Source organism: Kitasatospora sp. NPDC090091, assembly GCF_044747365.1.
GTDB lineage: Bacteria > Actinomycetota > Actinomycetes > Streptomycetales > Streptomycetaceae > Kitasatospora.
This window is the reverse complement of record NZ_JBIVDY010000001.1, coordinates 538160-551487: the sequence shown is the minus strand read 5'-3', so window position 1 is coordinate 551487 and position 13328 is coordinate 538160. Positions and strand designations below refer to the sequence as shown.

Here is a 13328-nt window from a genome sequence, read left to right as displayed (position 1 = left end):
ACGGCGGGCGGAAGTGGCGCAGGTGCCGGTCGGTCAGACCGCCTGCGCCGCCGCCCCGGAGGCTCAGAGGAAGGTCTTCCGCTCACCCCGGTAGGTCGGGACGGTGCGCACCACCGCGTCGCCCTCGATCAGGTGCAGTTCGGCGAAGCGCTCGCAGAGTTCGCCGGCCTTGGCGTGCCGGAACCAGACCCGGTCGCCGATCAGCAGGTCGTCGGCGGCCGGGCCGAGCAGCGGCGTCTGAACCTCGCCGGCGCCCTCCATCGGGTCGTAGCGCAGGCCCGGCGGCAGGTACGGCACCGGCGAGCGGTCCTGCCCGGCCGCGCCCGAGGCGGGGTAGCCGCCGCCCAGCACCGTGACCACGCCGACCCCGGGGCGGCGTACCACCGGCTGCCCGAAGAGCGCGGCCGGGCGGCCCCGGAACGCCCGGTAGTTGTCGAAGAGCCGGGGCAGGTACAGCCCGGAGCCGGCCGCCACCTCGGTGACCACCCGCTCCGCCGCGGTGGACTCGACGCTGCCGGTGCCCCCGCCGTTGACGAACTCCAGCTCGGCCACCTGCCGCAGCCGGCGCACCACGGCGGCGCGCCGCTCGGCCAGCTCGGCCCGGGCCTTCGCCTGCATCAGCCGGATCATCCGCGAGCGGACCGGCCGGCCGGGCACGTCGTCGCCCACCCCGGCGACGTGGCCCTCGTACGCCATCAGCCCGACCACCCGGAACCCCCGGCGGCGCTGGACCAGTTCGGCGAAGGCGCCGAGGTCCTCGGGCGTGCGCAGCGGCGACCGCCGGGCGCCGACCCGTACCCGCCCGCCGAACAGGTGCAGCGAGGTGTCCAGCTCCAGGCAGACCCGGACCTCCGCGGAGCCGGCCCGGGCCGCGTCGATCAGGTCGAGCTGGGCCGGGTCGTCCAGCAGCACGGTGACGTCGGCGGCGAGCTCCGGGTCGGCGGTGAGCTCGGCGAAGCCGGCCCGGTCGGCCGAGGGGTAGGCGAGCAGGATGTCGCGCAGGCCCGTGCGGGCCAGCCAGATCGACTCGTCCAGGGTGAAGCTCATCACCCCGGCGAAGCCGTCCGTCGCCAGCGCGCGCTCCAGCAGCGCCCGGCAGCGCACCGACTTGCTCGCCACCCGGACCGGCTTGCCGGCCGCCCGGCGTGCCAGGTCGGCGGCGTTGGCGTCGAAGGCGGCGAGGTCGACGACGGCCACCGGGCCGTCCAGGTGGGCGGTGGCCCGGTCGTACCGGGCGCGGTCGGCCGCCGGGGAGGGGGCGGCGGCGGTACGGGCAGCAGCTTCGAGCATGGCCATGGCCGCAGATTGCCACACGGCACTACCGGTCGGTAAGGCATCGGCGGCGACCTTCTGGGGACCTTCGGTCCGTGTGGCCACGGCCGGCCGTGGCATAGGGTCGGCCGGGTGGAGCGCAAGAACATTCCCGACCCAGGATTCGCCGGCGACGACGGCACCGCCGACCCGGCCCTCGCCGCGGCACTCGACCGCTGGTCGCAGGACCGCAGCGCCGAACCGGAGGTGCTGGCGGCGCTGCGGCCGACCCGGCTGATGGTCCCGATCGTCGCCGTCCTCGGCGAGGTCGAGGTGGACGAGCACGGGCACAAGCACGAGAAGACCAGCGACATGGCCGTGCCGGTGGTCGAGGCCGCCGACGGCCGCCGGGCCCTGCCGGCCTTCACCTCGCTGGAGACGCTGGCCCGCTGGCGCGCCGACGCCCGCCCGGCGCCGGTGGCCGCTCCGCAGGCCGCCATGGTCGCCTTCTCCGAGCGTGCCGACACCCTGCTGATCGACCCGGCCGGCCCGGTCGCCTACCAGTTGTCCGGCGCCCGGCTGCGCGCGCTGGCGGAGAACCGGCCGTACCTGCCGCCGCTGGCCGACCCGGACGTGCAGGAGGCCGTCCGGGCGCTGCTGGCGGCCGAGCCGCAGGTGGTGGCGGGCCTGCTGGCGCCGTACCAGGACGGCGACGGGCTGCTCGCGGTGGTGCTGGACGCGGAGCTGGACCAGGCGGGACTGCAGGCGGCCGTCCAGCGGGTCGGGCAGGCGGTCGCCGCCGATCCGGTGCTGCGGGTCCGGCTCGACCGGGGCCTGAGCCTGGCCGTGCTGCCGGCCAGTGCCCAGCTGCCCGGCGAGCCGCTCTACCGGCGCTGAACGCACGGGTGCCCCCGCGGATCGCCGATCCGCGGGGGCACCCGTGCGGCCGCCGGACGCGCGAGGGCGTCCGGCGCGCGGGTCTCAGGCGTGCGGGGTCTCAGGCGTAGACGGGGCCGGTGAACTTCTCGCCCGGGCCGGCGCCCGGCGCGTCCGGGACGACGGACGCCTCGCGGAAGGCCAGCTGGAGCGAGCGCAGGCCGTCCCGCAGCGGGGCGGCGTGGAAGTTGCTGATCTCCGGGGCACCGGCGGTGACCAGCCCGGCCAGCGCGGTGATCAGCTTGCGCGCCTCGTCCAGGTCCTTGTCCGCCTCGCCGCCCTCGGCCAGACCGCACTTCACGGCGGCGGCGCTCATCAGGTGCACCGCCACGGTGGTGATCACCTCGACGGCCGGGACCTCGGCGATGTCCCGGGTGAGGTCGTCGAAACCGATCGTCTCGTCGTCCGCGGCGGGGTTCTGGGTGGGCTCGCTGCTCAAGGGGGGCTCGTTCCGTCGTGCCGGTGTCCGTACACAGGGAGCGTACAAGGGCCTGTCCGGCGGGGCGGAATGGCGTTCGACCCCGGGGAGCCTGTATGCTTCGAGACTGACCGGCCAGGTGCCTGCGAGGGTGCCCGGCCAGCAAGTGGAGGCTCCACCCAGGAGGCCCGAGAGGGCAACCGCGAAAGTCTCCCACCTGATCGGCCTCGCGGTCGACGGGTCCGGTCCGCGACGGGCGCCCAGCGCCGAGTCGCCCGCAGCACCCCTCACCGGGTGCCGCCCCCGGTTGTGTGGAGCCCCGCTTGTACCGAGCGGGGCTTTTTTCGTGTCGCGGTGCAGGCCTGCCGGCCAGGCAGCGCAGCACGAATGAAGCCCCGCCCAGTGGTCGAGTCCACTACGTGCGACCGCCGTCCGACGGCCGCATCGCAGAAGGTGCAACCGAGGAGGCCCCATCAGCACCGAGCCCCGCATCAACGACCGGATTCGCGTCCCCGAGGTGCGACTCGTCGGTCCCAGCGGCGAGCAGGTCGGCATCGTGCCGCTTGCCAAGGCGCTGGAGCTTGCGCAGGAGTACGACCTCGACCTGGTCGAGGTCGCGGCGACCGCCCGGCCGCCGGTGTGCAAGCTCATGGACTACGGCAAGTTCAAGTACGAGTCGGCCATGAAGGCCCGTGAGGCGCGCAAGAACCAGGCGCACACGGTCATCAAGGAGATGAAGCTCCGGCCGAAGATCGACCCGCACGACTATGACACCAAGAAGGGTCACGTCGTCCGGTTCCTCAAGCAGGGCGACAAGGTCAAGATCACGATCATGTTCCGCGGTCGTGAGCAGTCCCGCCCCGAGCTGGGCTTCCGACTGCTGCAGCGGCTGGCGAACGACGTCCAGGACCTGGGCTTCGTGGAGTCCTCGGCCAAGCAGGACGGCCGGAACATGATCATGGTTCTGGGCCCGCACAAGAAGAAGACCGAGGCGATGGCCGAGGCCCGCGCCGCCGCCGACGCCCGCAAGGCCGAGCGCCAGGGCCGGACCACCGGTCCGGACGCCGCCGAGGAGTCCGAGGCCGAGCAGGCCGTCGAGGCCTCCGAAGCCCCCGAGGCCGTCGAGGCCGTCGAGGCCCCCGAGGCGCCGGCCGCCGAGGCCGCCGAGGTCGAGCAGCCGGCCGAGGCCTCCCAGGACGCCTGAGCCCCCAGGGGTCAGGGCGGTCCGGGAGACCGGCCACCAAGGTGACGGGGCGTCCTGCCCGGTCATCGCAGATCCATCCTTCACGCCCGCGCGGCGAACACCGCGCGGGCGTGGACGGACCGACGAGGAGATACGGCGAAATGCCGAAGCAGAAGACGCACAGTGGCGCCAGCAAGCGCTTCAAGATCAGTGGCTCTGGCAAGGTGCTGCGCGAGCGCGCCGGCCGCCGCCACCTCCTGGAGCACAAGCCCTCGACGCTGACCCGCAAGCTGGCCGGCACCGTCGAGATGGCCCCCGCCGACGCCAAGAAGATCAAGAAGCTTCTCGGCAAGTGATCGCCCTCCCGCCCGGCGCGAGCCGTGGCGGGGCAGCTGATCCTTCCCGACCCATTCGAATGACGGACCACGTGAAGTAGTCCGTGGTCCTACCCAAGGAGTAATCAAGTGGCACGCGTCAAGCGGGCAGTCAACGCCCACAAGAAGCGCCGGGTCATCCTGGAGCGCGCCAGCGGCTACCGCGGCCAGCGCTCGCGCCTGTACCGCAAGGCCAAGGAGCAGGTCACCCACTCGCTGGTCTACAACTTCAACGACCGCAAGAAGCGCAAGGGCGACTTCCGTCAGCTGTGGATCCAGCGCATCAACGCTGCGGCCCGTGCCAACGGCATCACCTACAACCGCTTCGTGCAGGGTCTGAAGGCCGCGAGCGTCGAGATCGACCGCAAGATGCTGGCCGACCTCGCCGTCAACGACCCGGGTGCCTTCGCCTCCCTGGTCGAGGTGGCGCAGAAGGCGCTGCCGGCCGACGTGAACGCCCCGAAGGCCGCCGCCGACGCCGCCTGATCCACTCCCTGGATCAGTTGATCTGACACGGACCCGCAGGATTGCCTGCGGGTCCGTGTGTTTCCCCCGGCAACCGCCCGGCACCCGGCTCCCGCCACCCGGCTTCCGCTCCCGCCACCCGGCCCCGGCACCCCGCCCAGAGACGAGACCATGCAGAGCACCGACACCCCCCTGCTCACCTCCCTGCGCTCGCCCCGAGTCGTCGCCGCCCGTCGGCTCGCCAAGCGGAACCAGCGCACCAAGGAGCGCCGCTTCCTCGCCGAGGGTCCGCAGGCCGTCCGCGAGGCCGTCGCGTTCGGGAAGCTGCCGGGCTCGGCCGACCACGCCGTGGTCGAGGTGTACGCCACCCCGGAGGCCGCCGAGCGGCACGCCGGGATCGTGGCCGCGGCCCGGGCCGAGGGGATCGCGGTGCTCACCGCCACCGACGAGGTCATCGCGGAGATCTGCGACACCGTGACCCCGCAGGGCATCGTGGCGCTCTGCCGCTTCATCGACACCCCGTTCGACGAGGTGCTCAAGGCCCGGCCCAAGCTGGTCGCCGTGCTGGCGCACGTCCGCGACCCCGGCAACGCCGGTACCGTGCTGCGCACCGCCGACGCGGCCGGCGCGGATGCCGTGGTGCTCACCGACGCCTCGGTGGACCTCTACAACCCGAAGGCGGTCCGGGCCTCGGTCGGCAGCCTGTTCCACCTCCCGGTCGCCGTCGGCGTCCCGGTCGAGGAGGCCGTCGCCCGGCTGCGCGAGGCCGGGGTGCGGGTGCTGGCCGCGGACGGCGCGGGGGAGCGCGACCTCGACCAGGAGCTGGACGAGGGCACCCTCGGCGCGCCCGGCGCCTGGGTGTTCGGCAACGAGGCGTGGGGGCTTCCGGAGGAGACCCGCGCTCTCGCCGACGAGGTGGTGCGCGTGCCGATCCACGGACACGCCGAGAGCCTCAACCTGGCCACGGCCGCCGCGGTCTGCCTCTACGCCTCCGCGCGGGCGCAGCGCTCGCCCGGCGGGTGCCGCGCGGCGCGGCCGTAGGGCGGGTCCGACGCTCCCCGGGCCCGTCCCGGGGACGCTCGTGCGCCGGTCCGGGCGTTCGCGCCGCAGGCCCGCAGGGGCGGCCGGACGCGCCCCGGCCGCCCCCGGAAGTCGCGTTCGCCACGCCGCGGGCCCTACTGCGGGGGGCTGCGAGACGCTAGGGTCTGCCTCGGTGGGGGGAAAGACACGGTGGGTAATCGGGGAGGACACCCATGGTCGGCAGCGGGCCAGAGCTCGACCCGGACGACCTGCCGGACGGCCTGGTGGTCGCCGACGCGCTGGGCCGGGTGGTCTGCTTCAACCGCGCCGCCGCGCGGCTGACCGGCATCCGCCCGGCGGCCGTCCTCGGCAGCCGGTTAACGGACGCGCTGCCGCTGGAGGACCTCGACGGCCGCCGCTGGTGGCAGCTGACCGATCCGTACGGCGGCCTGGCGATCCGCACCAGCCAGCCGGAGCGCAACCTGCTGCTGCCGGGCGGCCGCGAGGTGCTGGTGTCCGCCCGCTACGTCCGCCCGTACCCGCAGGGGCCGCTGGAGCGGCTGGTGATCGCGCTGCGCGGCACCGAGGCGCGGCGGCGCACCGAGCGAAGCCACGCCGAGCTGATCGCCACCGTCGCGCACGAGCTGCGCTCGCCGCTCACCAGCGTCAAGGGGTTCACGGCGACCCTGCTGGCCAAGTGGGAGCGGTTCACCGACGGGCAGAAGCGGCTGATGCTGGAGACCGTCGACGCGGACGCCGACCGGGTCACCCGGCTGATCGCCGAGCTGCTGGACATCTCCCGGATCGACGCCGGCCGGCTGGAGCTGCGCAAGCAGGTGGTCGACCTCGCGTCGGCGGTGCGCCGGCACGTGGAGCGCACGGTCGCCACCGGCATCCCCGAGGACCGCTTCGACATCCGGATCGGCGAGCCGCTCACCGTGCTCTGGGCCGACCCCGACAAGGTCGACCAGGTGCTGGCCAACCTGCTGGAAAATGCCGTGCGCCACGGCGAGGGAACTGTCACGATCGAGGTGGCACCGGCCAAGGAGGTCGTCGAGGCACCCGTCTGGGAGCGCTCCGGCACCCCGCCCCGCATCGTGGAAGGCACAGCTGTCACCGTGAGCGACGAAGGAAGCGGCATCCCCGAGGAGTCGATGCCGCGCGTCTTCACCCGCTTCTGGCGGGGCTCCAAGCGCGGCGGCACCGGCCTGGGCCTCTACATCGTCAAGGGCATCGTCGAGGCCCACGGCGGCTCGATCCGCGTCGACCGCGCACCCGGCGGCGGCGCCCGGTTCCGATTTATCCTGCCCGCCGGGATCCCCGACTTCATGCTCTGAGCGAGCAGGAACGGCAGGCAGCACACGCTGCCGAGCCCGGGACCGGCGGGCGGAGCACCGCCCGGCCGCCGTCGTGCGGCCTTTCGGAGTCGTCGCCCGACGGGGCTTGACGACGGTCGCGCTACGCGCTGCGACTACACTCGACCTTTGGCGTTGCGCAACGCCCTGCGCGGCCGTGCCGCGGACAACCCCCCTGACCGTCGAGGAGGGGGCTGCCCGTGCCCCGGCCACGCAGGGCGTGACGCGAAAGGCGTTGGCCCCCCTTCACCTGAGCACGGACGAGCAGGAGCACGGGAAGATAGAGATGTCGGCACCCAACAAGTCGTACGACCCGGTCGAGGTCGAGGCCCTCAAGCCCGAGGCGGTGGAGCAGGCCCGGGACGAGGCGATCGCCGCGTTCGCCGCCGCCGGCTCCCTCGACGAGCTGAAGCAGGCCAAGGTCGCCCACACCGGCGACCGTTCCGCGCTCTCCCTCGCCAACCGCGAGATCGGCGCCCTGCCCCCGCACGCCAAGGCCGCCGCCGGCAAGCTGATCGGCCAGGCCCGCGGCGCCGTCAACCAGGCCCTCGCCAAGCGCCAGGCCGAGCTGGAGGCGGAGCGGGACGCCCGCGTGCTGGTCGAGGAGGCGGTGGACGTCACGCTGCCCTACGACCGTGCGCCGCGCGGCGCCCGCCACCCGCTGACCACGCTGGCCGAGCGCATCGAGGACACCTTCGTCGCGATGGGCTACCAGGTCGCCGAGGGCCCCGAGGTCGAGGCCGAGTGGCTGAACTTCGACGCCCTCAACCTGGGCCCGGACCACCCGGCCCGCTCGATGCAGGACACCTTCTTCGTCCAGGCCCCGGACGGCACCGCCGACTCCGGCGTCGTGCTGCGCACCCAGACCTCCCCGGTCCAGGCCCGCACCATGCTCGACCGCGAGCCCCCCATCTACGTCGTCTGCCCCGGCCGGGTCTACCGGACCGACGAGCTGGACGCCACCCACACCCCGGTCTTCCGGCAGGTCGAGGGCCTGGCCGTGGACGAGGGCATCACCTTCGCCGACCTCAAGGGCACCATCGAGCTGCTGGTCTCCAAGCTGATCGGTGACGGCCTGGAGCTGCGCTGGCGGCCCTCGTACTTCCCGTTCACGGAGCCGAGCGCCGAGATCGACCTGCAGTGCTTCGTCTGCCGCGGCGAGTCCGTCGGCAACCCGGACAAGCCCTGCCGGACCTGCTCCTCGGAGGGCTGGATCGAGCTCGGCGGCTGCGGCGTCGTCAACCCGCGGGTGCTGGTCGCCTGCGGTGTCGACCCGAACCGCTACAGCGGGTTCGCCTTCGGCCTGGGCCTGGAGCGAATCCTGATGAACCGCCACAACGTCGCCGACATGCGCGACATGGTCGAGGGTGACGTCCGCTTCACCCTCCCGTTCGGGATGGAGATCTGATGCGCGTCCCGCTTTCCTGGCTGCGCGAGTACGTCGACCTGCCGGCCGGCGAGACCGGTCGCGACGTGGCCGAGCGCCTGGTGCGCGCCGGCCTGGAGGTCGAGACGGTCGAGCAGCTCGGCGGAGACCTCAAGGGTCCGCTGGTGGTCGGCGAGGTGCTCTCCATCGAGGAGCTGAGCGGCTTCAAGAAGCCGATCCGGCACTGCTTCGTCAACGTCGGCGACGCCAACGGCACCGGCGAGCCGCAGGAGATCGTCTGCGGCGCGACCAACTTCGCCGTCGGCGACAAGGTCGTCGTGGTGCTCCCCGGCGCCGTGCTGCCCGGCCCGTTCCCGATCGCCGCGCGCAAGACCTACGGCCAGACCTCGGCCGGCATGATCTGCTCGGCGCGCGAGCTGGGCATGGGCGACGACCACAACGGCATCATCGTGCTGCCGCCCGAGTACGAGCCCGGCACCGACGCGATCGAGCTGCTCCAGCTGGTCGACGAGGTGCTGGACATCGCCGTCACCCCGGACCGCGGCTACTGCCTCTCGATGCGCGGCGTCGCCCGTGAGGCCGCCGCCGCGTACGGGCTGCCGCTGGCCGACCCGGCGCTGCTCGACGTGCCGCCGGCCAACTCCTTCGGCTACCTGGTCAAGGTCAGCGACCCGGCCGGCTGCGACCGCTTCGTCGCCCGCACCGTGGTCGGCCTGGACCCGAACGCCAAGTCGCCGATCTGGCTGCAGCGCCGCCTCCAGAAGGCGGGCATCCGCCCGATCTCGCTGGCCGTCGACATCACCAACTACGTGATGCTGGAGGTCGGCCAGCCGCTGCACGCGTACGACAAGCAGCGCGTCGACGGCCCGATCACCGTCCGCCGGGCGGAGCAGGGCGAGACCCTCACCACCCTCGACGGCGTGCAGCGCAAACTGTCCCCCGAGGACCTGCTGATCTGCGACAACAGCGGCCCGATCGGCCTGGCCGGCGTCATGGGCGGCGCCTCCACCGAGATCCTCGACCCGGCCGCCGGCCCGGGCACCACCGAGGTGATCATCGAGGCGGCGCACTTCGACCCGGTCGCCATCGCCCGCGGCGCCAAGCGGCACAAGCTGCCGTCCGAGGCGTCCAAGCGCTTCGAGCGCGGCGTCGACCCGGAGGCCGCCCGCGCCGCCGCGCAGCGCGCCGTCGACCTGCTGGTGCTGATCGCCGGCGGCACCGCCGAGGCGGGCGTCACCGACATCGCCGCCCCGCACCCGGTGCGCACCATCACCATCGCCGCCGACCTGCCCGACCGGGTGGCCGGCACCGAGTACGGCCGCGAGACCGTCACCCGGCGCCTGCAGGAGATCGGCTGCTCGGTCGCGGGCGCCGACGTCCTGGAGGTCACCCCGCCGACCTGGCGCCCCGACCTCACCGACCCGTACGACCTCGCCGAGGAGGTCATCCGGCTGGAGGGCTACGACAACGTCCCCGCCCGGATGCCCACCGTGCCGCCGGGCAAGGGCCTGACCGAGGCCCAGCGCACCCACCGCCGGGTGGGCGTGGCGCTGGCCGGCGCCGGCTACGTCGAGGTCAACAACTACCCGTTCGTCGGCGGGGCCGCCTTCGACGGGCTGGGCCTGGAGGCGGACGACCGCCGCCGCCGCACCGTCAAGCTGGTCAACCCGCTCAACGACGAGGAGCCGGCGCTGCGCACCACGCTGCTGCCGGGCCTGCTCGGGGCGCTGCGCCGCAACATCGGCCGCGGCAACACCGACCTGGCGGTCTTCGAGACCGGCACGGTCTTCCTGCCGAAGGACGAGCTGTCGGTCGCGCCGCGCCCGGCGGTCGACCGGCGGCCGAGCGCCGAGGAGCTGGCCGCGCTGGACGCCGCGCTGCCGCACCAGCCGCGCCGGGTCGCCGTCGCCCTCGCGGGCGAGCGGCTGCCGTCCGGCTGGTGGGGCAAGGGCGGGCAGGCGAGCTGGGCCGACGCCGTCGAGGCCGCCCGGACGGTCGCCCGCGCGGCCGGTGTGGAGCTGACCGTGCGCCAGGGCCAGCTGGCCCCGTGGCACCCGGGCCGCTGCGCCGAGCTGGTGGTGGCCGGCACCGACCGCGTGGTCGGTCACGCCGGTGAGCTGCACCCGCGGGTGGTCAAGGCGCTGGGTCTGCCGGAGCGCACCGGCGCGATGGAGATCGACCTGGACCTGCTCACCGAGGACGGCGCCGAGCGGGTCTCCGGCCCGTCGGTCTCCGCCTTCCCGGTGGCCACCCAGGACGTCGCGCTGATCGTGGACACCGCCGTCCCGGCCGCTCAGGTGGAGGCCGCGCTGAAGGCCGGCGCCGGCGATCTGCTGGAGGGCATCCGGCTGTTCGACGTCTTCACCGGCGAGCAGGTCGGCGAGGGCAAGAAGTCGCTGGCGTACGCGCTGCGCTTCCGCGCCGCCGACCGGACGCTGACCGCCGACGAGGCGAGCGGTGCCCGTGAGGCGGCCGTCGCCGAGGCCGTGGCCCGTACGGGCGCGGTGCTGCGCGGCGCCTGACGCAGCGTCGAAGGGCCCCGACCGGGAAGGCCGGTCGGGGCCCTTTCACATGCCTTTAGGGGCAGACCGCTGCAGACCCCTTGCGCCGGGCTGGGCGTGTTCGCTTCAATCTCGTTAGGAAAGTTTCCTAACACCCCAGCGCCGGGTACCCCCTGCCCGCGCGCCACGGAAACCACGGAGCGTCAGATGCAATCCAAGCACCGCACCGTCCGCGTCGCCCTCGCGGCCCTGCTGATCGCCGCCCCCGCCGCCCTGGCGGCGGCCAACGTCGCGGCAGCCGCGCCGGCCCCGGCCGCCGTGCAGGCCAAGGCCGTCGGCCTCGACGACCCGCACAAGAAGGACATCGCGATGCAGCTGGTGTCCAGCGCCGAGAACTCCTCGCTGGACTGGAAGGCCCAGTACAAGTACATCGAGGACATCAAGGACGGCCGCGGCTACACCGCCGGCATCATAGGCTTCTGCTCCGGCACCGGCGACATGCTGGAGCTGGTCGAGCACTACACCGACCTCAAGCCCGGCAACGTCCTGGCCAAGTACCTCCCGGCGCTGCGCAAGGTCAACGGCACCGACTCGCACTCCGGCCTCGGCTCCGCCTTCGAGCGCGACTGGGCCACCGCCGCCAAGGACGACGTCTTCCAGAAGGCGCAGAACGACGAGCGCGACCGCGTCTACTTCAACCCGGCGGTCAGCCAGGCCAAGGCCGACGGCCTGCGCGCGCTCGGCCAGTTCGCCTACTACGACGCCATCGTCATGCACGGCCCCGGCACCAGCTCGGACAGCTTCGGCGGCATCCGCAAGGCCGCCATGAAGAAGGCCAAGACCCCGGCCCAGGGCGGCGACGAGGCCACCTACCTGAAGGCGTTCCTGGAGGCCCGCAAGGTGATCATGAAGCAGGAGGAGGCCCACGCCGACACCAGCCGGGTCGACACCGAGCAGACGGTCTTCCTGAACGCGAAGAACTTCGACCTCAACCCGCCGCTGAAGTGGAAGGTCTACGGCGACAGTTACGCCATCAACAGCTGAGGCCGGACGGCCGCCGAAGGGGCGGGAGGGTGTGGGCCTTCCCGCCCCTTCGGCATGTGGAGAACGGGGCAGCAGCGGTTGAACGCCGAGCTGCGAGGATGTGCACGCTTCCTTCACTCCATAACGAATCGAGCAGAACAGATCTCGAAGAAGCCTTCACTTATTGACGGCGCGGTGTAGTGGCACGGAGACTCCGTCCTCTGCCGTATGACGCGGCGCAGTACAGGAGGCATCACCCACCATGAACAGACCAACCCGTCGAGCGGCCGCAGGCACGGCGGCCGCGCTGTCGCTGGCGCTCACCCTCGCGGCCTGCGGCCAGGACGACGGAGCGCAGAAGCCGTCCGCCGGCGGCAACAAGACCATCGGCCTGCTGCTGCCGGAGAACGCCTCCTCCACCCGGTACGAGGCCTTCGACCGGCCGCTGATCGAGTCCACGATCACCGGCCTCTGCCCCAAGTGCACGGTCGACTACGCCAACGCCAACGGCAGCGAGACCGCGCAGAAGAGCCAGTTCGACCAGCTGCTGGCCAAGGGCGTCAAGGTGATCCTGCTCGACCCGGTCAACGCCAAGGTCACCGCTCCGTGGGTCGAGGCCGCCGCCGCCAAGGGCGTGCAGGTCGTCGCCTACGACCGGCTCGCCGAGGGCAAGGTCTCCGCGTACGTCTCCTTCGACAACCAGCGCACCGGCGAGCTCCAGGGGCAGGCCCTGCTGGACGCCCTCGGGCCGAAGGCCGCCGCCGCGAACGTGGTGATGATCAACGGCGCCGAGACGGACCCCAACGCCGCGATGTTCAAGGCCGGCGCGCACCGGGCGCTGGACGGGCGGGTCAAGAAGATCGCCTACGAGCAGTCCGGCGAGTGGAAGCCGGAGGTGGCCACCGCGAAGATGAACGAGGCCATCAAGGCGCTCGGCAAGGACGGCATCCAGGCCGTCTACGCGGCCAACGACGGCATGGCCGCCGCGGTCGTCGACGCCCTCAAGGCGGCCGGCCTCAAGAACGTGCCGGTGGGTGGCCAGGACGCGTCCATCGACGCAGTGCGCCGGGTGCTCACCGGCGAGCAGACCTACACCATCTACAAGCCCTACAAGCCCGAGGCCGAGGCGGCGGGCAGCATCGCCGTCCAGCTGCTGGAGGGCATGGACATCAGCTCCTCCGCGAGCTCGCTCACCGAGAGCGGCGGGCAGCGCATCCCCTCGCTGCTGCTCACCCCGATCGTGGTGACCAAGCCGAAGGTCCAGGTGACCGTGGTCGGCGGCGGCCTCTACAAGGCGGCCGACATCTGCACCCCGGAGTACGCGGACGCCTGCGCGGCGGCCGGCCTCAAGTAGCGGCGGCCGGCGCCGAGCAGCCGTGGCCGCTGCCGCGGATCTGTGGCCGGCGCCGAGCGTC

The 13328-nt window shown here is 73.0% G+C and carries 12 protein-coding genes; 10 read left to right on the top strand and 2 right to left on the bottom strand.

The window, feature by feature from the left end; genetic code table 11:
- Positions 1-63: 63 nt before the first annotated feature.
- On the bottom strand, positions 64-1290 hold the full coding sequence (locus ACIPSC_RS02475) for an alanine racemase (protein WP_400822494.1): 1227 nt from the start codon (positions 1288-1290) through the stop codon (positions 64-66).
- Between the two features lie 114 nt (positions 1291-1404).
- Here ACIPSC_RS02475 and ACIPSC_RS02470 point away from each other — a divergent pair, with 114 nt between their 5' ends.
- A complete protein-coding gene (locus ACIPSC_RS02470) occupies positions 1405-2148 on the top strand; it encodes an SseB family protein (RefSeq protein WP_400822363.1) in 744 nt (247 codons plus the stop codon).
- A gap of 100 nt (positions 2149-2248) precedes the next feature.
- Here ACIPSC_RS02470 and ACIPSC_RS02465 read toward each other — a convergent pair whose 3' ends face one another.
- Positions 2249-2626: a DUF1844 domain-containing protein gene (locus tag ACIPSC_RS02465; protein ID WP_400822362.1), complete on the bottom strand. Its 378-nt coding sequence runs from the start codon at positions 2624-2626 to the stop codon at positions 2249-2251.
- Positions 2627-3077: 451 nt separating this feature from the next.
- On the opposite strand from ACIPSC_RS02465, the gene infC reads away from it, so the two are divergent.
- The 9 genes from infC to ACIPSC_RS02420 all read left to right on the top strand — a co-directional run bounded on the left by infC (position 3078) and on the right by ACIPSC_RS02420 (position 13267).
- The gene (gene infC, locus ACIPSC_RS02460) at positions 3078-3809 is read left to right on the top strand and encodes a translation initiation factor IF-3 (protein ID WP_400822493.1); all 732 of its coding nucleotides are present in this window, start codon (positions 3078-3080) and stop codon (positions 3807-3809) included.
- A 140-nt stretch (positions 3810-3949) separates the two neighbouring features.
- Positions 3950-4144: a 50S ribosomal protein L35 gene (rpmI, locus tag ACIPSC_RS02455; RefSeq protein ID WP_030286227.1), complete on the top strand. Its 195-nt coding sequence runs from the start codon at positions 3950-3952 to the stop codon at positions 4142-4144.
- Positions 4145-4252: 108 nt separating this feature from the next.
- Entirely contained in the window at positions 4253-4648 is a 396-nt protein-coding gene (gene rplT, locus ACIPSC_RS02450) for a 50S ribosomal protein L20 (protein ID WP_030055649.1), read from the top strand.
- A 150-nt stretch (positions 4649-4798) separates the two neighbouring features.
- Positions 4799-5668: a TrmH family RNA methyltransferase gene (locus tag ACIPSC_RS02445; protein WP_400822359.1), complete on the top strand. Its 870-nt coding sequence runs from the start codon at positions 4799-4801 to the stop codon at positions 5666-5668.
- Between the two features lie 212 nt (positions 5669-5880).
- Complete coding sequence (locus ACIPSC_RS02440; RefSeq protein WP_400822357.1) at positions 5881-6984, top strand: ATP-binding protein; 1104 nt, start codon at positions 5881-5883, stop codon at positions 6982-6984.
- Between the two features lie 304 nt (positions 6985-7288).
- Complete coding sequence (gene pheS, locus ACIPSC_RS02435) at positions 7289-8410, top strand: phenylalanine--tRNA ligase subunit alpha (RefSeq protein ID WP_400822355.1); 1122 nt, start codon at positions 7289-7291, stop codon at positions 8408-8410.
- A complete protein-coding gene (gene pheT / locus ACIPSC_RS02430) occupies positions 8410-10911 on the top strand; it encodes a phenylalanine--tRNA ligase subunit beta (protein ID WP_400822354.1) in 2502 nt (833 codons plus the stop codon). The genes pheS and pheT overlap by 1 nt, the downstream gene beginning before the upstream one ends.
- A 186-nt stretch (positions 10912-11097) precedes the next feature.
- Entirely contained in the window at positions 11098-11934 is an 837-nt protein-coding gene (locus ACIPSC_RS02425; RefSeq protein WP_400822352.1) for a chitosanase, read from the top strand.
- 241 nt (positions 11935-12175) lie between these two features.
- Entirely contained in the window at positions 12176-13267 is a 1092-nt protein-coding gene (locus tag ACIPSC_RS02420) for a sugar ABC transporter substrate-binding protein (RefSeq protein ID WP_400822351.1), read from the top strand.
- Positions 13268-13328 lie beyond the last annotated feature (61 nt).

Excerpts from the sequence above, each read along its gene's own strand:
- ACIPSC_RS02475 (WP_400822494.1), bottom strand. The coding sequence starts at position 1,290 with ATGCTCGAAGCTGCTGCCCGTACCGCCGCCGCCCCCTCCCCGGCGGCC.
- rpmI (WP_030286227.1), top strand. The coding sequence starts at position 3,950 with ATGCCGAAGCAGAAGACGCACAGTGGCGCCAGCAAGCGCTTCAAGATC.
- ACIPSC_RS02445 (WP_400822359.1), top strand. The coding sequence starts at position 4,799 with ATGCAGAGCACCGACACCCCCCTGCTCACCTCCCTGCGCTCGCCCCGA.
- ACIPSC_RS02440 (WP_400822357.1), top strand. The coding sequence starts at position 5,881 with ATGGTCGGCAGCGGGCCAGAGCTCGACCCGGACGACCTGCCGGACGGC.
- pheS (WP_400822355.1), top strand. The coding sequence starts at position 7,289 with ATGTCGGCACCCAACAAGTCGTACGACCCGGTCGAGGTCGAGGCCCTC.
- pheT (WP_400822354.1), top strand. The coding sequence starts at position 8,410 with ATGCGCGTCCCGCTTTCCTGGCTGCGCGAGTACGTCGACCTGCCGGCC.
- ACIPSC_RS02425 (WP_400822352.1), top strand. The coding sequence starts at position 11,098 with ATGCAATCCAAGCACCGCACCGTCCGCGTCGCCCTCGCGGCCCTGCTG.
- ACIPSC_RS02420 (WP_400822351.1), top strand. The coding sequence starts at position 12,176 with ATGAACAGACCAACCCGTCGAGCGGCCGCAGGCACGGCGGCCGCGCTG.